This window comes from Streptomyces sp. NPDC026377, assembly GCF_055567715.1.
Genome location: NZ_JBVHPV010000003.1, coordinates 51,314 through 71,302, shown reverse-complemented (window position 1 = coordinate 71,302; position 19,989 = coordinate 51,314). Strand labels below are relative to the sequence as shown.

The 19,989-nt window shown below is 72.1% G+C and carries 23 protein-coding genes; 13 read left to right on the top strand and 10 right to left on the bottom strand.

What is annotated here, in order from left to right; all coding sequences use genetic code 11:
• Nucleotides 1–14: 14 nt before the first annotated feature.
• On the bottom strand, nucleotides 15–209 hold the full coding sequence (locus ACZ4MU_RS08000; protein WP_467872457.1) for a CsbD family protein: 195 nt from the start codon (nucleotides 207–209) through the stop codon (nucleotides 15–17).
• Between the two features lie 276 nt (nucleotides 210–485).
• Here ACZ4MU_RS08000 and ACZ4MU_RS07995 point away from each other — a divergent pair, with 276 nt between their 5' ends.
• The 3 genes from ACZ4MU_RS07995 (at nucleotide 486) to ACZ4MU_RS07985 (ending at nucleotide 2,866) form a co-directional block, all read left to right on the top strand.
• A complete protein-coding gene (locus ACZ4MU_RS07995) occupies nucleotides 486–683 on the top strand; it encodes a hypothetical protein (RefSeq protein ID WP_467872455.1) in 198 nt (65 codons plus the stop codon).
• Nucleotides 684–891: 208 nt separating this feature from the next.
• Nucleotides 892–1,215 carry a plasmid stabilization protein gene (locus ACZ4MU_RS07990; RefSeq protein ID WP_467872453.1) on the top strand — a complete coding sequence of 108 codons (324 nt, stop codon included), beginning with the start codon at nucleotides 892–894 and terminating at the stop codon, nucleotides 1,213–1,215.
• Between the two features lie 124 nt (nucleotides 1,216–1,339).
• Entirely contained in the window at nucleotides 1,340–2,866 is a 1,527-nt protein-coding gene (locus ACZ4MU_RS07985; RefSeq protein ID WP_467872451.1) for an FAD-dependent oxidoreductase, read from the top strand.
• A 117-nt stretch (nucleotides 2,867–2,983) separates the two neighbouring features.
• Here ACZ4MU_RS07985 and ACZ4MU_RS07980 read toward each other — a convergent pair whose 3' ends face one another.
• The 4 genes from ACZ4MU_RS07980 to ACZ4MU_RS07965 all read right to left on the bottom strand — a co-directional run bounded on the left by ACZ4MU_RS07980 (nucleotide 2,984) and on the right by ACZ4MU_RS07965 (nucleotide 6,604).
• Nucleotides 2,984–5,056 carry a catalase gene (locus ACZ4MU_RS07980; RefSeq protein WP_467873565.1) on the bottom strand — a complete coding sequence of 691 codons (2,073 nt, stop codon included), beginning with the start codon at nucleotides 5,054–5,056 and terminating at the stop codon, nucleotides 2,984–2,986.
• A gap of 14 nt (nucleotides 5,057–5,070) precedes the next feature.
• Nucleotides 5,071–5,622 carry a type 1 glutamine amidotransferase domain-containing protein gene (locus ACZ4MU_RS07975; protein WP_467872448.1) on the bottom strand — a complete coding sequence of 184 codons (552 nt, stop codon included), beginning with the start codon at nucleotides 5,620–5,622 and terminating at the stop codon, nucleotides 5,071–5,073.
• 48 nt (nucleotides 5,623–5,670) lie between these two features.
• A complete protein-coding gene (locus tag ACZ4MU_RS07970) occupies nucleotides 5,671–6,087 on the bottom strand; it encodes a CBS domain-containing protein (protein WP_467872446.1) in 417 nt (138 codons plus the stop codon).
• A 187-nt stretch (nucleotides 6,088–6,274) separates the two neighbouring features.
• Nucleotides 6,275–6,604: a DUF6479 family protein gene (locus ACZ4MU_RS07965; protein ID WP_467872443.1), complete on the bottom strand. Its 330-nt coding sequence runs from the start codon at nucleotides 6,602–6,604 to the stop codon at nucleotides 6,275–6,277.
• Nucleotides 6,605–6,781: 177 nt separating this feature from the next.
• On the opposite strand from ACZ4MU_RS07965, the gene ACZ4MU_RS07960 reads away from it, so the two are divergent.
• Nucleotides 6,782–7,876: a carboxylate-amine ligase gene (locus ACZ4MU_RS07960; RefSeq protein WP_467872441.1), complete on the top strand. Its 1,095-nt coding sequence runs from the start codon at nucleotides 6,782–6,784 to the stop codon at nucleotides 7,874–7,876.
• A gap of 97 nt (nucleotides 7,877–7,973) precedes the next feature.
• Here the strand turns inward: ACZ4MU_RS07960 and ACZ4MU_RS07955 are convergent, their stop codons facing one another.
• The gene (locus ACZ4MU_RS07955; protein ID WP_467872438.1) at nucleotides 7,974–8,354 is read right to left on the bottom strand and encodes a hypothetical protein; all 381 of its coding nucleotides are present in this window, start codon (nucleotides 8,352–8,354) and stop codon (nucleotides 7,974–7,976) included.
• A 247-nt stretch (nucleotides 8,355–8,601) separates the two neighbouring features.
• Between ACZ4MU_RS07955 and ACZ4MU_RS07950 the strand changes: the two genes are divergently transcribed.
• Nucleotides 8,602–9,051, top strand: a complete 450-nt coding sequence (locus ACZ4MU_RS07950) for an SRPBCC family protein (RefSeq protein WP_467872436.1) — start codon at nucleotides 8,602–8,604, stop codon at nucleotides 9,049–9,051.
• A gap of 181 nt (nucleotides 9,052–9,232) precedes the next feature.
• Nucleotides 9,233–9,766: a chloramphenicol phosphotransferase CPT gene (cpt, locus tag ACZ4MU_RS07945; RefSeq protein ID WP_467872434.1), complete on the top strand. Its 534-nt coding sequence runs from the start codon at nucleotides 9,233–9,235 to the stop codon at nucleotides 9,764–9,766.
• A gap of 50 nt (nucleotides 9,767–9,816) precedes the next feature.
• On the opposite strand, the gene ACZ4MU_RS07940 is transcribed toward cpt, so the two are convergent.
• Both ACZ4MU_RS07940 and ACZ4MU_RS07935 read right to left on the bottom strand, forming a co-directional pair.
• Complete coding sequence (locus ACZ4MU_RS07940; RefSeq protein WP_467872431.1) at nucleotides 9,817–9,978, bottom strand: hypothetical protein; 162 nt, start codon at nucleotides 9,976–9,978, stop codon at nucleotides 9,817–9,819.
• A gap of 150 nt (nucleotides 9,979–10,128) precedes the next feature.
• Nucleotides 10,129–11,379, bottom strand: a complete 1,251-nt coding sequence (locus ACZ4MU_RS07935; protein WP_467872429.1) for an MFS transporter — start codon at nucleotides 11,377–11,379, stop codon at nucleotides 10,129–10,131.
• A 136-nt stretch (nucleotides 11,380–11,515) separates the two neighbouring features.
• Between ACZ4MU_RS07935 and ACZ4MU_RS07930 the strand changes: the two genes are divergently transcribed.
• The gene (locus tag ACZ4MU_RS07930; protein ID WP_467872427.1) at nucleotides 11,516–12,463 is read left to right on the top strand and encodes a LysR family transcriptional regulator; all 948 of its coding nucleotides are present in this window, start codon (nucleotides 11,516–11,518) and stop codon (nucleotides 12,461–12,463) included.
• Between the two features lie 33 nt (nucleotides 12,464–12,496).
• Here ACZ4MU_RS07930 and ACZ4MU_RS07925 read toward each other — a convergent pair whose 3' ends face one another.
• Nucleotides 12,497–13,171 (bottom strand): type III effector protein, encoded by a 675-nt coding sequence (locus ACZ4MU_RS07925; RefSeq protein ID WP_467873562.1) that lies wholly within the window; start codon nucleotides 13,169–13,171, stop codon nucleotides 12,497–12,499.
• Between the two features lie 128 nt (nucleotides 13,172–13,299).
• Here ACZ4MU_RS07925 and ACZ4MU_RS07920 point away from each other — a divergent pair, with 128 nt between their 5' ends.
• The 4 genes from ACZ4MU_RS07920 to proP all read left to right on the top strand — a co-directional run bounded on the left by ACZ4MU_RS07920 (nucleotide 13,300) and on the right by proP (nucleotide 17,329).
• Nucleotides 13,300–13,731: an Hsp20/alpha crystallin family protein gene (locus tag ACZ4MU_RS07920; RefSeq protein WP_467872425.1), complete on the top strand. Its 432-nt coding sequence runs from the start codon at nucleotides 13,300–13,302 to the stop codon at nucleotides 13,729–13,731.
• A gap of 257 nt (nucleotides 13,732–13,988) precedes the next feature.
• Entirely contained in the window at nucleotides 13,989–14,384 is a 396-nt protein-coding gene (locus tag ACZ4MU_RS07915) for a DUF2267 domain-containing protein (RefSeq protein WP_467872424.1), read from the top strand.
• Nucleotides 14,385–14,805: 421 nt separating this feature from the next.
• Nucleotides 14,806–15,603: a SigB/SigF/SigG family RNA polymerase sigma factor gene (locus ACZ4MU_RS07910; RefSeq protein ID WP_467872421.1), complete on the top strand. Its 798-nt coding sequence runs from the start codon at nucleotides 14,806–14,808 to the stop codon at nucleotides 15,601–15,603.
• Nucleotides 15,604–15,820: 217 nt separating this feature from the next.
• Nucleotides 15,821–17,329, top strand: a complete 1,509-nt coding sequence (proP, locus tag ACZ4MU_RS07905) for a glycine betaine/L-proline transporter ProP (RefSeq protein ID WP_467872419.1) — start codon at nucleotides 15,821–15,823, stop codon at nucleotides 17,327–17,329.
• Between the two features lie 94 nt (nucleotides 17,330–17,423).
• Here proP and ACZ4MU_RS07900 read toward each other — a convergent pair whose 3' ends face one another.
• A complete protein-coding gene (locus ACZ4MU_RS07900) occupies nucleotides 17,424–18,065 on the bottom strand; it encodes an endonuclease (protein WP_467872417.1) in 642 nt (213 codons plus the stop codon).
• A 375-nt stretch (nucleotides 18,066–18,440) separates the two neighbouring features.
• Between ACZ4MU_RS07900 and ACZ4MU_RS07895 the strand changes: the two genes are divergently transcribed.
• Nucleotides 18,441–19,289 carry an aldo/keto reductase gene (locus ACZ4MU_RS07895; protein WP_467872415.1) on the top strand — a complete coding sequence of 283 codons (849 nt, stop codon included), beginning with the start codon at nucleotides 18,441–18,443 and terminating at the stop codon, nucleotides 19,287–19,289.
• A 97-nt stretch (nucleotides 19,290–19,386) separates the two neighbouring features.
• Nucleotides 19,387–19,971, top strand: a complete 585-nt coding sequence (thpR, locus tag ACZ4MU_RS07890) for an RNA 2',3'-cyclic phosphodiesterase (RefSeq protein ID WP_467872413.1) — start codon at nucleotides 19,387–19,389, stop codon at nucleotides 19,969–19,971.
• The last annotated feature ends 18 nt before the right edge of the window (nucleotides 19,972–19,989 follow it).

Here is a 19,989-nt window from a genome sequence, read left to right as displayed (position 1 = left end):
TGTCGCCGTGCCGGCTACTTCTGGGTGCGGGGCATCTGCTGACCGGCCTTGCGGGCACGGTCCTCGACGTCGGCCCGGGCCTCTCCCGCCTTGCCCTTCGCCTGGTCCATCTTGCCCTCGGCCTTCATGGACTCGTTGCCCGTGACCTTGCCGGCGGTCTCCTTGGCCTTGCCCTTGACCTGACCCATCTTGCCCTTGCCAGCCATCATGAACTCCCTATGTGACGATGGAACTACTGACAGCCACAAGCTAGGCGCAAACACATCGCCGCGCGCGTCGGCCGGGGCTGCCGGGGGTATGTGGGGGCGTGCCCTTCACCCACGGTGAAGTGCCGGAGTCCGAAGCCGACGGCAATGCCGGGCGGCCGGTGGGGCCCCGGGGGGCTGATCCGTGTGACCGGCCCCGGGGCGGGCACCCGAGCGGGAGAGGGAGACCGGCAGCGTTCCGGCACCCACGTACAGACCAAGTGAGCGAAAGAGAGATCCATGAGCCACCACACCCCCTCGCACAAGGACGACTCCGCCGACGAGAAGGACACCGCCCTGGGCGAGGTCCTTCGGGAGCTGGAGGACGCGGCGACGAAGCCGGAGGACCCGGAGCACCGGCGCCACGACCACAAGGACGGCGAGGCGGGGGACGCGCTGACGCCCAACACCGAGGCGCAGAAGCGCGCCGGACGGTAGTGCGGGCACAGGCCGGCCGGCCGAGCGGCGCCGCAAGCGCGCCGAACACCCGCCGCGCGCCGCGAGTTCGGCCGCCCCGGCCCACCGGCGCGACCCGCCCGGCCCTCCGTCCGCCGCACCGTCACCGACGGCCCCTCGCCGATTGCGGGGTGCCCCGCGAGAACCGAAGGTGAACACGGAGTCCTTCCACGACAGTCAAGGAGTCGACATGCCTCGCGGATCCAGCGCCAAGCGGGAACGCCAGTACGAGCACATCAAGGAGAGCGCCGAGGAGCGCGGCGAGAGCGGCAAGCGCGCCAAGGAAATCGCCGCCAGGACCGTCAACAAGGAGCGCGCCCGATCCGGCGAGTCCAAGACCGCCAGCAAGAGTTCCACCCAGGACATGTCGTCCTCCGAGCGCGGTGGCCGGCGCTCCCACAGCGGCTCGCAGGGACCGACGTACGACCAGCTCTACGCCGAGGCCCAGCGCCGCAACGTCCACGGCCGCTCCAGCATGGACAAGGCCCAGCTCAAGCGCGCACTCGGCCACTGAACGGCATCCGGCCCCGGGGTGGGACGCCCGGGCGTCCCACCCCGCCGCACACCCTGGTGGAGCCCCCCCTCGGGCGGCTGCTGCGCCGAGGTGTCGACAAGCCCCCGGCGGGCACCCGATGCGCATGAATGAGACGCGGGCAACCGGGGGATCGTACTGGATCGAGACCGCTCCCGGCGGCACTCCCCTCCCACCCCTGGACCAGGACACCGAAACCGATGTGGTGGTCATCGGAGCGGGTATGGCCGGTCTGAGCGCGGCGCGCGAACTCGCCCGCGCGGGCCGTGGTGTGGTGGTCGTCGAAGCCGGCCGGATCGCCCAGGGCGTCACCGGCCACACCACGGCCAAACTCACCGCCCTGCACAGCCTGTCGTACGCCCGGCTGCTGCGCACCCGTGACGCGGAGGCCGCCCGGCTGTACGCGCGCTCGCAGACCGACGCCCTGGAGCACGCGGCCGCCGTCGTGGAGGAGCTCGGCATCGACTGCGACTGGGAACGCGTCCCGGCCTATACGTATCTGCGCGACGCCGGCCGTACCGGAGAGCTCCGGGCGGAGGCGGAGGCGGCCCGGACGGCTGGGCTGCCCGCCGAATACGTCCAGGAGACCGGGCTGCCCTATCCCGTCGCGGGCGCCGTGCGGCTGGCGGACCAGGTCCAGTTCCACCCGCGCAAATACCTCCTGGCCCTCGTCGACGACCTGCGCGCCCACGGCGGGAAGATCTACGAACACACCACCGTCGTCGGACTGGACGAGGGCGAGCCCTGCCGCGTCACCACCGACACGGGAGTGACCATCACGGCCCGCGATGTCATTGTGGCCACCCATTACCCCATCTTCGACCGGGCCCTGCTCTTCACGCGGCTGGCCGTCCACCGCGAACTCGTCGTGGCCGCGCCGATCGCCGCCGACCGGGACCCGGGAGGCATGTACATCACCCCCGAGCTGAACACCCGCTCGGTGCGGACCGCGCCCTACGAGGACGGCCGGCGGCTGCTGATCGTCACCGGCGAGAGCTTCACCCCCGGCGCGGCCGACACCTCCGCACGGTTCGACCGGCTCGCCGAGTGGGCGCGTCGGCACTTCCCCGGCATCACCGTCACCCACCGCTGGGCCGCCCAGGACACCGACCCCACCGACCAGGTGCCCATGGTCGGCCGCCTCCACCCGCGGGCCTCGCACGCCTATGTGGCCACCGGGTTCGGGGGCTGGGGCATGAGCGGCGGCATCATGGCCGGCCGCCTCCTCACCTCGCAGATCACCGGCGAACCGCTCCCGTGGAGCGGCCTGTACGACCCGACGCGCATGCTCAGCGCCGTACGCCAGGCGCCCGCGTTCCTCCACCACCAGGCGAAGGTCGCCCGGCACTTCGTGGGCGACCGGCTGCGCCCGCCGCAGGTCCAGGACGTGTCCGACATCGAGCCGGGCTGCGGGGCCGTGGTCCGCGTGGACGGCGAGCGGTGCGCGGTCTACCGCGACGAGCGGGGTGCGGCGCACGCCGTGTCGGCGCGCTGCACCCACCTCGGCTGCCTGGTCGCGTTCAACAGTGCGGAACGCACCTGGGAGTGCCCGTGCCACGGCTCCCGCTTCGACATCGACGGCAAGGTCATCCAGGGCCCCGCGACCCGTCCGCTCAAGCAGCGGAAGGTGTGACGGCTCGGGCAGGGACGGGTGTGACGCCGCCCGCCCAACAGAGCCCGACCAACCAGCGCAAAGCCCCCCACGGCAGTGCCGTGGGGGGCTTTGCGCGCTGTGGGCGGAGCCGCTGGATCAGCGCAGCAGGGGCGGCCGGTTCCAGTGGCGGTGCGCGGCGACGGCCTGCGTGAAGCGTTCGGCGAACTCCTCGCCGTCGGCCGAGGGCCGGGCCGTGGGATCCGTGACCACACCGTGGTCGGCGGCGACGCCCCGGCCCTTGTCGGTGGTGATGCCGAGGCGGTCCAGAAGGGCGACCGCCGAGCCGAGCGCGCCGATCGGCTTGCCGTGGCGGTAGGCGTCCCGGACGAAGCGGACGGCGGCCTCCTCGTTGAGCAGCGGGGAGTCACCCGGCGGGCCGTCCGGCAGGAGGACCGCGTCGTAGAGGACGGAGGCGACCGTCGGCAGAGCCCGGTCGACCACGTATCCGCTGCCGTCAAGCCCGGTGATCTTCCCGTCCTGCGGGGCGATGGCCTCCACGATCGCGCCCTGCGCCGTCAGCGCTTCGCGGATCGGCGCGAGGTGTTCCGTCTCCAGACCGTCCGCCACCAGCAGAGCGATCCGGCGGGTGCTGATGGAGCCCTCGCCGCGCAGGGACTCCAGACTGAGGGCGGGCGAACTCCCCTTGTGCCGGTCCGTGCCCTGGCTCGGCGCGGGGACACCGATGCCCTCGGCCACCGCCCGGGCCAGCGTTCCGTCGACCGAGGCCAGGACCTCGACGGTGCGGGCGCGGACGCTCATCGCCTCGACCTTGCCGAGCTCGAAGCGGAATGCCTCGACGATGTGCTGCTTCTCCCATTCGCTCATGCTGTTCCAGAACAGCGCCGCCTGGCTGTAGTGGTCCTGGAAGCTGGCGCTGCGCCGGCGGATCTTCTCCCCGTCCACGCGTTCGGCGTGGTGCCGGTAGGCGTCGGCGTTGCCGCCCGCGACCGCGGGGCAGCCCCCGCCCAGCGAATTGGGGGTGTAGCTGGTGGCGCCGGAGTGGACCACTCCCTGGTGCGGGCCGTCGCGGTGGTTGGTGCGTACGGGCGCGAGCGGCTGGTTCACCGGCAGCTGGGCGAAGTTGGGGCCGCCCAGGCGCAGCAGCTGGGTGTCCAGGTAGGAGAAGTTCCTGGCCTGGAGCAGCGGGTCGTTGGTGAAGTCGATGCCGGGCACCACGTTGGCCGTGTGGAAGGCGACCTGCTCGGTCTCGGCGAAGAAGTTCCGGGGGTTGCGGTCCAGGACCATCCGGCCGATGGGGCGGACAGGCACCTGCTCCTCGGGGATGAGCTTGGTGGCGTCCAGCAGATCGAAGTCGAACGCGAACTCGTCCTCCTCGGGCACGAGTTGGACACCGAGCTCCCACTCGGGGAAGTCGCCCGCCTCGATCGCCTGCCACAGGTCACGGCGGTTGAAGTCCGGATCGCGCCCCTGGCACTCCTGGGCCTCGTCCCACACCAGCGAGTGGACGCCCAGCTTCGGCTTCCAGTGGAGCTTGGCGAAGGTGCCCCTGCCGTTCGCGTCGACGAAACGGAAGGTGTGCACCCCGAAGCCCTGCATCATCCGGTAGCTGCGCGGGATGGCCCGGTCCGACATCAGCCACATGATGGCGTGCAGCGTCTCCGGCTGGAGCGACACGAAGTCCCACAGCGTGTCGTGGGCGGAGGCGCCGGTGGGTATCTCGTTGTGCGGTTCGGGCTTCAGCGCGTGCACGAAGTCAGGGAACTTGATGCCGTCCTGGATGAAGAAGACCGGGACGTTGTTGCCCACCAGGTCGTAATTGCCCTGCGAGGTATAGAACTTCGTGGCGAAGCCGCGCACGTCGCGTACCGTGTCGGCCGATCCGCGCGGGCCCTGCACGGTCGAGAACCGGACGAACACCGGCGTCTTGACCTCGGGGTCCTGGAGGAACGCGGCCTGGGTGAAGTCCGCGCACGACTCGTACGGCTGGAAATACCCGTAGGCACCCGCACCGCGCGCGTGCACCACGCGCTCCGGGATGCGCTCGTGGTCGAAGTGGGTGAGCTTCTCCCGGAAGTGGAAGTCCTCCAGCAGGGTGGGGCCGCGTTCCCCCACCCGCAGGGAGTCGTCGGTGTGGTCGACGACGACTCCCTGGTCGGTGGTGAGCGGGCCCGATGCCGGGTCGTGCGCCTGGAAGGCGTCACGCTGCATCCGCTTGGGGTCGGTCACCGAACGTTCCTCCCGGCCTTGTCGAACTCGGCTGTCATCGCCTGGCAGAAGGCCGGCAGATCGTCCGGCTTGCGACTGGTGATCAGCACGTTCGACCCGTGGTCGCAGATCTTCACCTCTTCGTCGACCCACTCACCACCGGCGTTGCGGATGTCGGTACGCAGACTCGGCCAGGACGTCAGGACCCGTCCGCGCACCACGTCGGCCTCCACCAGCGTCCAGGGCGCGTGGCAGATCGCCGCGACCGGCTTGCCCAGGTCGAAGAACGCCTTGGTGAACGCCACGGCCTTCTCGTCGAGCCGCAGGAAGTCGGGGTTGGCGACGCCGCCGGGCAGGACGAGGCCGTCGAAGTCCGCCGCGTCCGCCTCACCGACGACCTCGTCGACCGGGAACGTATCCGCCTTGTCCAGGTGGTTGAACGCCTGGATCTCCCCCTTCCCGGTGGAGACCAGCACGGGCTCGGCGCCCGTCGCGCGCACCGCCTGCCACGGCTCGGTCAGCTCTTTCTGTTCCACGCCCTCGGGCGCGACGAGGAATGCGATCCGCATGTGTACTCGGTCCTTTCGTGTGGGTGCGCTTGTCCGTGCCGCGGTCCGTCAGCCGGTCGACAGCGCTTCGAGGAGGTCACCGACCTCCGGCGACGGCAGCGCACGCGCCACGTCGGCAAGGGCGACCATGCCGACCAGGGTGTGGCCGTCGATGACGGGCAGTCGGCGCACCTGGTGGGTCCTCATCGTCCGGAAGATCTCGTCCACGTCGTCGTCGGCGCCGATGGTGACGGCCTCGCCCTGGGCGAGTTCCCCGGCCGTCGTCGCGGCGGGGTCCTTGCCTGCGCCCAGCACCTTGACGACGATGTCACGGTCGGTGATGACGCCCTTCAGGCGGTTGTCGCTGCCGCAGATGGGCAGCGCGCCCACGCCGAGCTCGGTGAGCTTGACGGCGGCTTCCAGGACGGACTCCTTCGCCGATGCGCACTGGGCGCCGGGCGTCATGATGTCGCGTGCGGTGGTCATGTGCGTACTCCTCACTTCTGTGTGCGGCGCGCTTGCCTGTCGGCCGCCGGGTGCCCCGGACCGCCCGTCGGATAACGCGCCGAACGGGCCAGGTCGCCGATCGGCGGGAAGAGGCCGCTCCGGCTCGCTGCGGTACAGCTCGCCCGGGGCGGCCTCCCCTCAGCCGCCGACGACCCGACCGCCTTGCTCAGCGATCACGGCCGGCGGTCGGCGGTTCCTGCCCGGCCCCCGCCGGGCGCGTGCCGGAGTTCCCGTAACCGTGCAGTCCGTGCGGCTTCAGCCGCTCACCGTCCTGCGGTACGGCGTCCGGCTCGCGCTGCTCGACGATCTCGCCCACGGGCCCGGACTCGGGAAGCCGGGGCTGCTCATCCGGACGCGGCACCCGGGCCCGCCGCCTGCGCTGCCCCCGCCACACCAGGGCGATGAGCAGCGCCACGAGGAGCACCCCGACGACGAAGGGGGCCACGCCGACCGCCAGGTCCCGTGACGCGGCCAGTTCTGTGTTGCGCAAAGTCATGACTCGCGGATACCCGGCATCCGTGCCCGAAACGGTGGTCGTGGCATCGGGTGGAGCCGACGGCGGCAGATTCACCCCCTGAGGTGGTCGGCGCCGCCGGGCGCCCTGCTCCTTCGCACCCCCACGGCGTGCCGAGTGAATACGGTTCACACAGCGCCAGACGGGTACCAGCAGGCCATGCTCACGTTTGGGGTCGAAGAAGAGTATCTCCTGGTGCATCCCACCACCGGGCTGCCGGTCGCGCGCTCCGAAGGCGTGCGGGCCGCCGCCGGTCTGGGGACCGCCGTCGACGAGGACGAGGTCCAGCCCGAGCTGCTCCAGGCTCAGGTGGAGGTCGCCACGCCGGTCTGCCAGGCGCTGGAGGAAGCGGGCGGCCATCTGCTCCGGCTGCGGCACGCGCTCGGCTCCGCCGCCGAGAGCCTCGACTGCCGCCTCGCCGCCGTCGGTGCGGCCCCCCAGGTGGGACCGACTCCCGTGCCCGTCACCGAGCGCCCCCGCTACCGGGCCATGCACATCAGCGCGGGACAACTGGTGGACGAGCAGCTCATCAACGGTATGCACGTGCACGTGGGGGTGCCGGACCGCGAGGTGGGTGTGGCGGTTCTCAACCGCATCCGCGTCTGGCTGCCCACGCTCCTGGCGATGTCGGTCAACTCGCCGCTGTGGGACGGCCATGAGACCGGATTCTCCAGTTGGCGCACCCTCGTCTTCAGCCGCTGGCCCGTCAGCGGGCCGCCGCCGCGCTTCGCCGACCTCGACGACTACGAGAACCGCGCCCAGGCGCTGAAGACGGCCGGGGCCGTCATGGACCGGGGCCAGCTGTACTGGCACGCCCGCCTCAGCGAGAACTACCCGACCGTCGAAGTGCGCTGTCTGGACGTGCAGTTGAGGGCCGATGACGCGGTACTGCTCGCCGCCGTCGTACGAGCCCTGGTGGCCACCGCGATCCGCGAGCAGAAGGAAGGGGTGCCCGTTCCGGAGTGTCCGGGCGAACTCCTGCAGGCCGCCACATGGCGCGCCGCCCGGGACGGCCTCAACGGCAAACTGGTCACGCCCGACGGGCAACTGCGCAGCTGCGGCGATGTCCTGTGCCTGCTGATGAAGCACATCGGCCCCGCGCTGGAGTCGCTGGGTGACACCCGGGAGGTGGACGCCCTGCTCCATCGGCTGCTGCGCGAGGGAACGGGAGCGGACCGGCAGCAGAAGGCCTTCGCGGAGGGCGGGCTTCCCGCGGTACGCGAGCTGATCACCAGCCAGAGCCTGCTGGCCTGAACCTGGTGGTGTGATCCGCCGGGCCTCGCGTGGCCGGAATTCGCCGGCTCTCCGGGCGAGCGGGAAGCGAAGGCGGGAAGCGGAAACAGAAAGTGGATCAGCGGCTGCGCAGATGGAGCTGCACATCCACTTCCTGGTCGCCCGAGGCCGTGCCGTCGTCACTCACCGCGAAGGCGCGCGCGAAGGTGTCACGCAGCCGCCCGACGGCCCCGGGCCCGCCCTGCATGTTCACGGTGACGCTCTCCCCCAGCGTCACCGGCTCCACCTCGCCGGAGCGGTGGGAGGTGTCGACCATCGCGGTCCACACCGTCGGGTGCGCGGAGATGTCCCGCGTCGAAGGGGCCGTGACTCCCCGCTCGGAGGAGTACCACCGGTGCAGGCCCGCGAGGACCGCTTCGGCGTCGCCGGCCGAGCAGCCGCCCAGCACGACGTGCACGTGCTGCGCCGACGGGGCCTCGGTACCGAGGGTGGGTTCCATGATCCGTCCCTCCTCATTGTTCACCAGGGTCGGCTTCCGGCGGGTACCCGTATGACGTGGCGGAAACCGGCGTGGGCACACCGGTGTGGCGCGGTTCGGCGCGGCGCCTTCATGGGTGCACCCGACCCACTGCCTTCACTCACTCTCCACGTGCCGTCCCGCGTCCAGGCCGAGTGATCGCGTGGGAGCGGGGTACCCGCTGTCCGCAGAAGACCCCGATACCCACCAGAGACGTAGGAGGCAGTGCATGTCGCAGGTAGAGCAGTCCGTCGAGGTGGCCGTCCCGGTCCGCACCGCGTACGACCAGTGGACTCAGTTCGAGTCCTTCCCCCAGTTCATGGACGGCGTCGAGCGCATCGAGCAGCGCACCTCCACCCTGACCCACTGGGTCACGAGCGTGGACGGTGTGAAGCGGGAGTTCGACGCCGAGATTACCGAGCAGCTCCCGGACGAGCGCGTCGCCTGGACCACCGTCGGCGGCGACGTCCGGCAGGCCGGTGTGGTGACGTTCCACCGTATCGACGACGCCACCACCAAGGTGATGCTCCAGATGGATTTCGACCCCGAGGGCCTGGCCGAGACGGTCGGCGACAAGCTCGGGTTCGTCAAGCGCCAGGTGAGCGGTGACCTGAAGCGGTTCAAGGAGTTCATCGAGTCCCGTGGGGCCGAGACCGGCGCGTGGCGCGGACAGGTCTGAGACAGACCCGGGAGACACCCCGGGACCCGTGCCCGACCCTCCGCCGCACCGGACCCGGTGCGGCGGAGGGTCGCGTACGTTCGCGCCACACATGTGCCACTCCGCGTTGCGGGCACACGTCCGGTGACACCGCCGCCGAAATCCGTTGTGCCCCGCGAAGGCGGCCCCGTACGGTGGCGCGGTGACGACTCGGATGATCATCCTCAACGGCGGTTCCAGCGCGGGGAAGTCCGGGATCGTCCGGTGCCTCCAGGCCGTACTCCCCGATCCGTGGCTGACGTTCGGGTGTGACTCGTTCGTCGACGCCATGCCCGCGAAGATGCGGACATCGGACGACGGGATCACGATCGGCGCGGACGGCGGGGTCAGCGTCGGGGCGGACTTCCTGGCGCTGGAGGCGGCGTGGCGGGAGGGCATCGCGGCCATGGCCCGCGCGGGCGCCAGAGTGATCATCGACGACGTGTTCCTCGGCGGGGCCGAATCCCAGCGGCGCTGGCAGAAGGCTCTCGGCGGACTGTCCGTGCTCTGGGTCGGCGTCAGGTGCGACGCCGAGGTCGCCGCGGGCCGCGAGCTGGCCCGAGGAGATCGCGTACGGGGGATGGCCGAGGCGCAGGCGACGGCGGTGCACGAAGGGGTGTCGTACGACCTGGAGGTGGACACCACCCACACGGAGCCCCTGACGACGGCGCGAACCATCGCTGCCCGCCTGGGTTGATCGCCGAGGACGACGCCCGGTGCGCGGCCCGGCACCCGTGGCCGCGGCCGTCACCCCCCGGTCTCTCCCCGGCCCCGTCCGCGCAGCCACGCCTTCACCGCGAGGAACAGGCCCAGCACGCTGACGATCACCGCGACTCCTACGGCGGCCACGACGCCCCCGATGGTCAGGAGGAACACCAGCAGTGCCCACAGGGGTGGATCATCGTCCATAGGCAGTCCTCTCCGTTCGTTTCATGACCGTCACCACGTGCCCCGGGGTGGGCTGGTTCCGGCGCTTTTCGGGGTTCACGCGGCCGGGAACCGGTCCTCGCGGGGCGCGGGCACGCCGACCCGCGGGGCGCCCGGGGCGATGCGGTGGCGTCATGTGACGGCCACCGCCCGCTCCTCCTCCTTCGCCTCCGCGCCCCTCTCCTTCCACCGCGGCAGCAGCAGCGGCGTGGCCAGCAGCAGGACACCCGCGGCCGCGATCGCCGCGCGCGGGCTGGTGATCGCCGCCAGCAGGCCCCACACGGCGGTCAGCGCCGCGATCGCCACGCTGGTGCTGATCGACCACGCGGTGAGGGTACGGGCCAGCTTGCCGGGGTCGGTGTGTTCGAGGCGGTGGGTGGCCAGCAGGGGGTTGAACAGGCCGCAGCACGTCACCAGGCCCAGCTGGACCGTGATGATCAGGACGATCCCGGGCGCGCCGGGGCCGACGAACGCCAGCCCCACCGGCCAGCAGGCACGCAGCACCCCGGCCGTGAGCATCACCCGGTGCTGCCCGAAGCGGGCCGCGAGGGGGCGGGCGAGGCGGGAGCCGATCAGGCCTCCGATGCACGGGGAGGCGAACACGAGACCGTACTGCCAGGGGGCGTACCCGAGGTGGTCCAGCAGGAGAACGGCCATCAGCGGCTCGGTGACCATGATCAGGCCGTTGACCGCGAGGGTGTTGAGGAACAGCGGGCGCAGGGTGGGGTGGGTCAGGATGTGGCGCCATCCTTCGAGGAGGTCGCCCGCGCGCAGCCGTGGCGCGGCGGCCCGTGCCGGGTGCGGTTCGGTCCCGCCGATGGCGCGGATGCCGAGGGCCGAGAGGAGGTAGCTGACCGCGTCGGCGACCACGGTGGTCACCGGGCCGAGCAGACCGATCGCGGCCCCGCCGAGCGGCGGGCCGACCGTGGTCGCGGTCCACGTCGTGGACTCGAAGCGGCTGTTCGCGACGAGCAGGTCCTCCGGCGGTACGAGCGCCTTGAGGTACGCCCCGGAGGCCGCCTTGAAGGCGATGTCGGCCGCGGCGGTCACCACGGAGACGAGGAGGAGCTGGGTGAAGGTGAGGCGGCCGAGCGCGAACGCCAGGGGGATGCTCATCAGTACCGTGAACCGGATCAGGTCCATCGCCACCATGACCGGCCGCTTGCGGCGGAACTCCATCCACGGCCCCAGCGGCACCGCCACCAGGGCGCCCACCGCCCGCCCCGCCGCGGCCAGCGCCGCCACCCGGGCCGGTCCGCAGTGCAGCACGATGACCGCGATCAGGGGGAAAGCGCCGAAGCCGAGCCCCGAGCCGTAGGAGCTGACCGCGAACGCCGCCCACAGCCATCCGAAGCGCCGCCCCAGCGCCCTGCGACCCCGCATACCCCGCCACGCCCCTCGACCGCTTCGTACGACCCCACGCCGACCACCGGCATCCAAGCGAGGAGTGGGCGTCGAAAGCAAACAACCGGACAGCCCCGGCCGCACAACCGCTGGTTGTCCCCCTACGATCGCAGGCGTGGACCTCGACGCTGTGCGCACCTTCGTGACGGCCGCCGACGCAGGACGCTTCCAGGACGCCGCCGCGGCCCTTTCGGTCACCCAGCAGGCGGTCTCGAAGCGGATCGCCACGCTGGAGAAGAGCCTGGGCGTCCGTCTGTTCACGCGGAACGCGCGGGGAGCCACGCTCACCATCGACGGACAGGCGTTCCTGCCCCACGCCCGCGACCTTCTGCGGGCCGAGGAGCGGGCTCTGGCCTCCGTGCGCCCCGGCAGCCGTGCGCTGCGCGTCGACGTGATCGGGCGACGCCTCGCCCCTGCCTCCCTGCTGCGCGACTTCCGCCGGACGTACCCCGGGGCCGAGCTCGACGTCGTGACGCTCTTCGACGCCGACGCGGCCGTCGACGCCATCCGCTCCGGCACGATCGACGCGTCCTTCCGCGCCGTCACCATGCCCGGCCGCCGCCTCCCCGAGGACATCGAGTCCGCGCGCGTCTTCGACGAGCCCCTCCAGCTGCTCACCGGCCCGGCCCACGAGCTCGCCTCCGCGCGCGTGGTCACGCCCGCCGAACTCCGCGGGCACCGGATCTGGATGCCCGGCCTCGTTCCCGGCACCGAGTGGGGCGCCTACTACGACGCCCTGGCCGCCGCGTTCGCCCTCACCATCGAGATCACCGGGCCCGACTTCGGGACCGAGCCCCTGCTGGACACCATCGCCGACTCCCGGTCCCTGGCGACGTTCGTGGGCGAGCGGACCCATCTGGTCTGGCCCGCGGACCACGGTCTGCGCCGTATCGCTCTGCGGGATCCGGCCCCGGTGTACCCCCACTCCCTGATCTGGCACCGGGACAACACGCACCCCACCCTCACCGCACTCCGCGCCGACCTCCGCGCCCGGCGCGCCGGCCACTCCCCCATCGGGACGTGGGCGCCCGCGTGGGCCCAGTGCGGCGAAGGAGCTGCGTGAGGTGAGGGGGCCGGGCCGGCCCGCCCCGCTGGGTCAGCCGACGGCTCCCGCGCCCGCCGCACCTCCGTCCGTATCCGCCTTCGGGAGGGCGTCGAGCCGGGCGGCGAGGTCGGGGTGGGGGCCGGCCAGATAGGGCCGGGTCGCGGTCAGGGGGTGGATGAGGTCGGCCGGATCCTCCTGGCCGAGGGCCGCGTCGAGGCGGCGGAGCGGTATCCGGGCCGCGGCGGGGAGGTCGGTGAGAGCGGTGATCTGGCCGGCCAGTCGGCGCAGATCGGCGGCGTTGTGGCGGGCCCAGGCGGCGACCGTGCGCTCGGCGGCGCGCTTCTCACGGGTGGCCTGCACCCGCTGTTCACCGGTGCTCCCCGCGAGGCCGGGCCGGTTGCGCAGATACCGGCGCTCGGCGGCCTGACGGCTGGCGACGCCGAGGGGGTGGGCGAGGTCGGCCCAGCTGGCGCCCGCCTCCCGGGCCGTCTCGATCAGGCCGGTCTCCCATCCGGCGAGCTGCTCACGGACCTGCCGCAGCAGCAGCAGGGAGGCCAGCGCCCGCTCCGGGCCGTCGCCGCCGATGGCGGACGTGCCGCCGGGCCCGCCGTCCCGGGCCGCGCGCAGCGCGTTGTCGATGGTCTCCAGGGCCGCCGCGGCGGCGAGGAACGAGGCCGGACTCCGGGCCTCGTCACGTGCGGAGGACGGCTGCTGAGCGCCTGCCATGGGGGCCTCCTTCCCTGCTGTCGTCGTGTCGACGACACCGTGGTTGTCATCCATTGGATGACATGGTACAACGTTTCCCGTGAGGCGCATTGGCAGGTACTGCCCGAACCTTCTGGAGGTGTTTCACGATGTTGATGCGCACCGACCCCTTCCGTGAGCTCGACCGGCTGGCCCAGCAGCTCATTACCCCGGGCAGCTGGTCCCGGCCGTCCGCGATGGCGATGGACGCCTACCGCGAGGGCGACGAGTACGTGGTGGCCTTCGACCTTCCGGGCGTCAGCGCCGAGGCGATCGACATCGACGTCGAGCGGAACATGCTGACCGTCAAGGCCGAGCGCCGGCCCGTCACCAAGGCCGACGGTGTGCAGACGGAGCTGTCGGAGCGGCCGATGGGCGCCTTCTCGCGTCAGCTCGTGCTGGCCGACACGCTCGACACCGAGCGCATCAAGGCGGACTACGAGGCCGGGGTGCTCACCCTGCGCATTCCGATCGCCGAACGCGCCAAGCCCCGCAAGATCACCATCAGCGGAGAGTCCTCCCGCAAGGAGATCCGCGCCTGAGCCGGACCGGCCAGGCCCGACGGCACGGAGGACGGACCGGCCCCGCCCCCTCCCCCGGTCCGTCCCCCGCACGTCCGCACCACACACGCGCGGCCCACGCGCAGGCCCCTCGAACGGCCGGCGCCGAGCCCGCCCCTCCCCCGCCCGGCGCGCCGCCCCGACCCGCCGGGCCCTTGCTCCCCTCCGTCCTCGGCGACAGAAAGGCAACGACCGCAGTGATCTCCGACCTGCAGACAGCACCTCGGCCCGCACGCGCGATGACCTACGAGCAGATGCTGGAGAAGGTCCGCTACGAAGGCGCGTATCCGACCCGGGAGCGGGCCGAGCAAGCCGTACGGCTGGTCGTGTCGGGGCTGGGACGCCAACTGACCGGTGAGGAACGCGTCGAACTGGCCGCCCGGCTGCCCCACGAGGCCGCACGCATCCTCACCGAGCAGGTTCCCGACGCCCAGCCGCTCACCGGCTGGGCGCTGGTCAAGGATCTGGCGGGCCGCGCCGGGGCGCCCCTCGCCACCACCCGCTGGGACACCGGATCGGTTCTGTCCACCGTCGCCGCCCTGGCCGGCCCCGAGCTCCTCACCCGCATCCTGAACGACCTTCCCACGGGGTACGCGCTGCTGTTCGGCCGGGCGGAGCTGACGCAGGCCGCCTAGGGCACGGCGCCGCTCCTCCTCCCGAGGGCCCACGCCCCCTCCGCTCCCGCATTCCCCGACCGTCGAGATCCGGCCGGAGCCGCACCACCCCCGACCACGCGGCTCCGGCCGACGCGTTCCCCGCGACGCTCCCCCGAGCCGGTGGCCCGTCGGCGTCCGCCGAATGGGTCACCCGCCTCGCCCCGAAACCTCTCCCCGCTTAGGCTCCTGGTGCGGTCCGGCCCGTTCGGGGGCCGGTTACGCGGCCGGGCCCGAACGCGGACGTTTTCGCCACGGGGAGCGGGGCAGGCGCGAGTCGTGCTTCGGACCGGAGGCACGCCCGCTGGACGCGTGTGTCCCGGAGACGTCAACTCCGGACGCGCCCTGGTCACATGAGGTTCGGCGGCGTCACCCACACCCCCGACGTGCAGGAGCCCGCGCTATGCCCAACAGCCTCGCTCGCAAGCGGAACCACGACGACGCCCCCGACACCCATGACGCCTTCGCCCGGCTCAACTCCCTGGAGGAGGGCCCGGAACACGACGCGCTGCGCGAGGACCTGGTGGCGCGGTGGATGCCGATGGCCCAGCGCCTGGCCGCCAAGTACCGCAACCGCGGGGCCGAGCTGGAGGACCTGTACCAGGTCGCGGCGATGGGGCTGGTGAAGGCCGTCGACCGGTACGAGGTGGCGCGCGGCGCGTTCGAGGCGTACGCGATCCCGACCATCAACGGCGAACTCAAGCGTCACTTCCGCGACTCCCTGTGGGCCGTCCACGTCCCCCGCCGCGTCCAGGAGGCCCGCAACAAGGTCCGGGCGGCGCGCCGGCAGCTCCAGACCGCGCACCCCGGTGAGCCCACGATCGCCGAGCTGGCCGCGCACTGCGGACTCGAGGAGGACGACGTCCGGGACGGGCTGGAAGCCCTGGACTCCTTCAAGAGCCTCTCCCTGGAGGCGGAGTCCGGTCCCGGGAGCGGTGGTGGTGACGGGCTCTCGCTGGCCGACACCCTCGGGGCGACCGAGCCCGGCTTCGACACCGTCGTCGACCGGGAGGCGGTCAAACCCGCGCTGCGCGCGCTGCCCGAGCGCGAGTCGAAGATCCTCTACATGCGGTTCTTCAGCGACATGACCCAGAGCCAGATAGCCGCTGAGCTCGGCATCTCCCAGATGCACGTCTCCCGGCTGCTCAACCGCACCTGCACCCGCGTCCGCCGCGAGGCGCTAGCGGAACACGCCGCCTGACACCCGCGGCCCGGCAGGCCGCGCCCTGCCGCAGGGGCGCCCGTACCCGTACACGATTCACCCGGAGAGACCAGTAGACATGCCCAAGGGCCCTGTTGCCTCGAAGAATGAAGGGGCACCGGCGTCGCGCCGCGCCCCGGCAGAGAGGCCTCTCCCCATGCCAGGACCCACCCGTCGTCCGCCCGTCCCAGGCCGGGGCCGCGCGCGGACCGACCAGATGCTCCGCACCCTGCTCCGGCGCCGCAAGCGCTCCTTGAGCAGCGCGGACGTGATGGTCGCCGACCGGCCCCAGGTACGCCGCGCGGTGACGGCGGCCGCGCTCGGCAACACCATGGAGTGGTTCGACTTCGGCGTCTACGCCTATCTGGCCGGCACCATGGGCAAGGTCTTCTTCCCGGCGAGCTCGCCGGGCGTCCAGGTCGTCTCGACCTTCGCCACCTTCGCCGCGGCCTTCCTGGTCCGGCCGCTCGGCGGGCTGGTGTTCGGCCCGCTCGGCGACCGGATCGGCCGCCAGAAGGTGCTCGCCGCAACGATGATCATGATGGCGGCGAGCACCTTCGCGGTCGGCTTCCTCCCCTCGTACGCGACGGTCGGCGTCGCAGCTCCCCTGCTGCTCCTCCTCTGCCGGCTCGTCCAGGGCTTCTCGACGGGCGGCGAGTACGCGGGAGCCACCACCTACATCGCGGAGTACGCGCCCGACCGGCGCCGGGGCTTCCTCGGCAGCTGGCTCGACTTCGGCACCTTCGTCGGCTACGCGCTGGGGTCCGGCCTGGTCACGGTCCTCACCGCCGCACTCGGCACCCAGGGGCTGGAGGACTGGGGGTGGCGCATCCCCTTCTTCGTCGCCGGACCGCTCGGCCTCATCGGCCTGTACATGCGGATGAAGCTGGAGGAGACCCCGGCCTTCAAGAAGGAGGCCGCGTACGCCGCCGCGGAGAGCGGGAACCCCACGGCCGAGGAGGCCCCCGCGACGGCGAAGGGAACCCTCAAGGAGATCTTCACCCAGCACTGGCACGCGGTGCTCATCTGCATGGGCCTGGTGCTGCTGTACAACGTCACCAACTACATGGTGACCTCCTACCTCCCCACGTACATGACCGTCGCCCTGGACCAGGACGACACCACGGCACAGCTGTTGGTGCTGTGCACCATGCTTCTCGTGGTCCTCACCATCACCACCGTGGGCCACACCTCGGACCGCTGGGGCCGCAGGCCCGTCTTCCTCGCGGGCAGTATCGCCCTCATCGTGCTGGCCGTACCCGCGTTCCTGCTCATCCGCGAGGGCGGCATCCTGTTCCCGGCGGTGGGCTGCGCGATCCTCGGTCTGCTGCTGGTCTGCTTCGCGGGCACGGCCGCCTCCACGCTTCCGGCCCTGTTCCCCACCCGGCTGCGGTACGGCGCCCTGTCCATCGCCTTCAACATCTCGGTGTCGCTCTTCGGCGGCACGACGCCCCTGTTCGCCTCCGCGCTCGTGGAAGTGACGGGGAACGACCTGGTGCCGGCGTACTACCTGATGGTGGCCGGGCTCATCGGTCTCGTCTCCACGCTGTTCCTGCACGAGACGGCGGGCAAGCCGCTGCGCGGCTCCGGCCCGATGGTCGAGACCCCCGACGAGGCACACCGCATCATCGCCCACAGCCGCACGGCGGCGGGCCGCCAGGCGCGGGACATCTGGATCCGCCTCCGCCACCCGTGGGCCCGCCCGCCGGGGGACCACCGCGACTGACTCCCTGCACAGGTACTTCCACACCAGGGCACACCAGTCGACTGAACCGCGGCACCGTGCCCGGGCCCCCGATGCGGGCGCTCCGGGCGCGGCTTCAGCCCGTCTCGCGCAGGGCCTCCACGGCCCCCTTGGAGAGCTCCACCCGTACCAGCGCGGCCGCCAGCTTCGGCAGGTCCTCCTCCGCGACGAGCTCCGCCAGGCCCTCGGGTGTCCGGGGCAGCCCGAGCTCCGCGGCGGCGTGCCGCGCCCGGTCGTCGAACGCGGGGCGCAGCTCGGGCCAGACGCCCTGCGCCTCCCGGCAGAAGATGTCGGCGCCCACCGGCCCGATCCGGGGGGCCTCCCGCAGCAGCTCGCGCACCCGGCCGGGATCGCCTTCGGCCTTCTCGCGCAGCCGCCGCAGATCTCCGCCGTACCGGTCGAGGAGGAGTTCGGCCCCGGCGCCCAGCGCGGTGGCCGTGCTCTCGTCGTAGCGGCGGTAGTGCGCGCGGCCGAGCGCGTCCACACGGTCCTGCCAGGAGGCCGCGAGCATCGCCCGCGGCGTCCGCATCCCGGCCCCGAACAGCTCGCGGGCCGCCGCCACGGCGATGTCGGCCTTGATCCGTACGGAGAACAGCACGCAGAGGGTCAGCAGCTGATACAGCGGGGACGGGGTGTCCCGCAGACGGATGCCCGCTTCTTCCGCGTGGGTCCTTCCGTACTCCTGCAACAGGCGCTCGGCCGTGACGCGCGGTGTCATGGTGCTCCTTCCGGACCCGGTCGGACCCGACCGGGTCCGGTCGATTTCGGGGCGGGACAGGCGGGATACAGGTGCCCTCGCGGCGGGAAGGCCGGGGCACGCTCAGAGATTCCGCGGTTCCTTGTCCCGGTTCCTCGACTCGTCGCGGTTCCTCGACTCGTCGCGCGAGTACCCCTCTCCCCCACCGTCACACGCGCGCCGGGCAGCCGCTCGGCGAGGAGGATGCCGACCTCACCCGCCCCCCGGCCGCCGGGCCCCGCCGAACGGCCCACACGGCTCGCCGCCGCGCGCCGCGGTCCGCCTGTCGTCCGTGCGAGAGGCAGGCTGGAGGCGTCGGCGTGTGCCCCCAGGCCCCTGTGTACGGAAGGACCCTCCATGCAGACCGTCACCTTGAACAACGGTGTCGAGATGCCGATCCTCGGCTTCGGCGTCTACCAGATCCCGCCCGAGGAGACCGAACAGGCCGTCAGCGACGCCCTCGCCGCCGGATACCGCTCGCTCGACACGGCCGCCGCCTACCGCAACGAGGAGGCCGTCGGGCGGGCCGTCAAGAGCAGCGGCATCCCGCGCGAGGAACTCTTCGTCACCACCAAACTGTGGGTCTCCGACGCCGGTGAGGACAGGGCCAGGCGCGCCTTCGAGACCTCGCTGCGCAAGCTCGGCCTCGACCACCTCGACCTGTATCTGATCCACCAGCCCTACGGCGACGTCTACGGCTCCTGGCGGGCCATGGAGCGCCTGCACCACGAGGGGCTCGTCCGGGCCATCGGTGTGTCCAACTTCTACCCCGACCGGCTCGTGGACCTCATCGACCACAACGAGATCACACCCGCGGTCAACCAGGTCGAGACCCACCCCTTCCACCAGCGCACCGCCGACCAGGAGCTCATGCGCCGGCGCCGGGTCCAGATCGAGTCGTGGGGGCCGTTCGCCGAGGGGCGCAACAATCTGTTCACCCACCCCGTACTCGTCGGGCTCGCCACCGCGCACGGCAAGTCCGTGGCACAGGTCGTCCTGCGCTGGCTCATCCAGCGGGAGGTCGTGGTCATTCCCAAGTCGGTCCGCGCCGAGCGCATGGCGGAGAACCTCGACGTCTTCGACTTCGAGCTCACGGCCGACCAGATGGCGGCCGTCGCCGCCCTGGACACCGGGGCCTCGCTCTTCTTCGACCACCGCGACCCGGTGATGGCCGGCCGCCTCGGCACCAGCACCCTGGACGACTGACCGGCGGCCCACCGGCGGGCGGACCGACGGCCGCCTCGCCCGGGCGAGGGCGGAGCCCGTTCTCCGTTCCCGCGGCCGATGGTGTACGAAGTCATGCGTGAACGAACAGTCCAGCCCCCCGACCGTCCGCGTGTTCATAGCGCTCGCCCCGCCCGACGACGCGAAGGAGGAGCTGGCGCGCGAGCTGGCGCCCGCCTACGCGGCGTACCCCCGGCTGCGGTGGAACCGTATCGAGGACTGGCACATCACCCTGGCGTTCCTCGGCGAGCTCCCGGCGGCGACGGTCCCGCTCCTCCAGCCGCCGCTGGCCGCCCTGGCGGCGGCGAACCAGCCCCTGTCACTGGCGCTGCGCGGCGGCGGGCACTTCGACGAGCGGGTGCTGTGGAGCGGGATCGAGGGGGACACCGACGGGCTGCACCTGCTCACCAAGGAGGTCCGCGACGTGATCAGGGCGTGCGGAGTGGCCTTCGAGGACCGGCCCCTGCGCCCCCATCTGACGCTGGCCCGCGCACGCCGCGACGACACCTCCAGCGTGGCGGAGGTCGCCGACGCGCTCGCCGGGTTCACGGGCCGGACCTGGCAGGCGGAACGCCTGCACCTGGTCGCCAGCAACGTCGGCCGGGGACCCGGGCCGATCCGCTACCGGGACATCGCGGCGTGGCGATTGGGCGCGGGGCCGTGACCGGTGGCCCGACCCGGG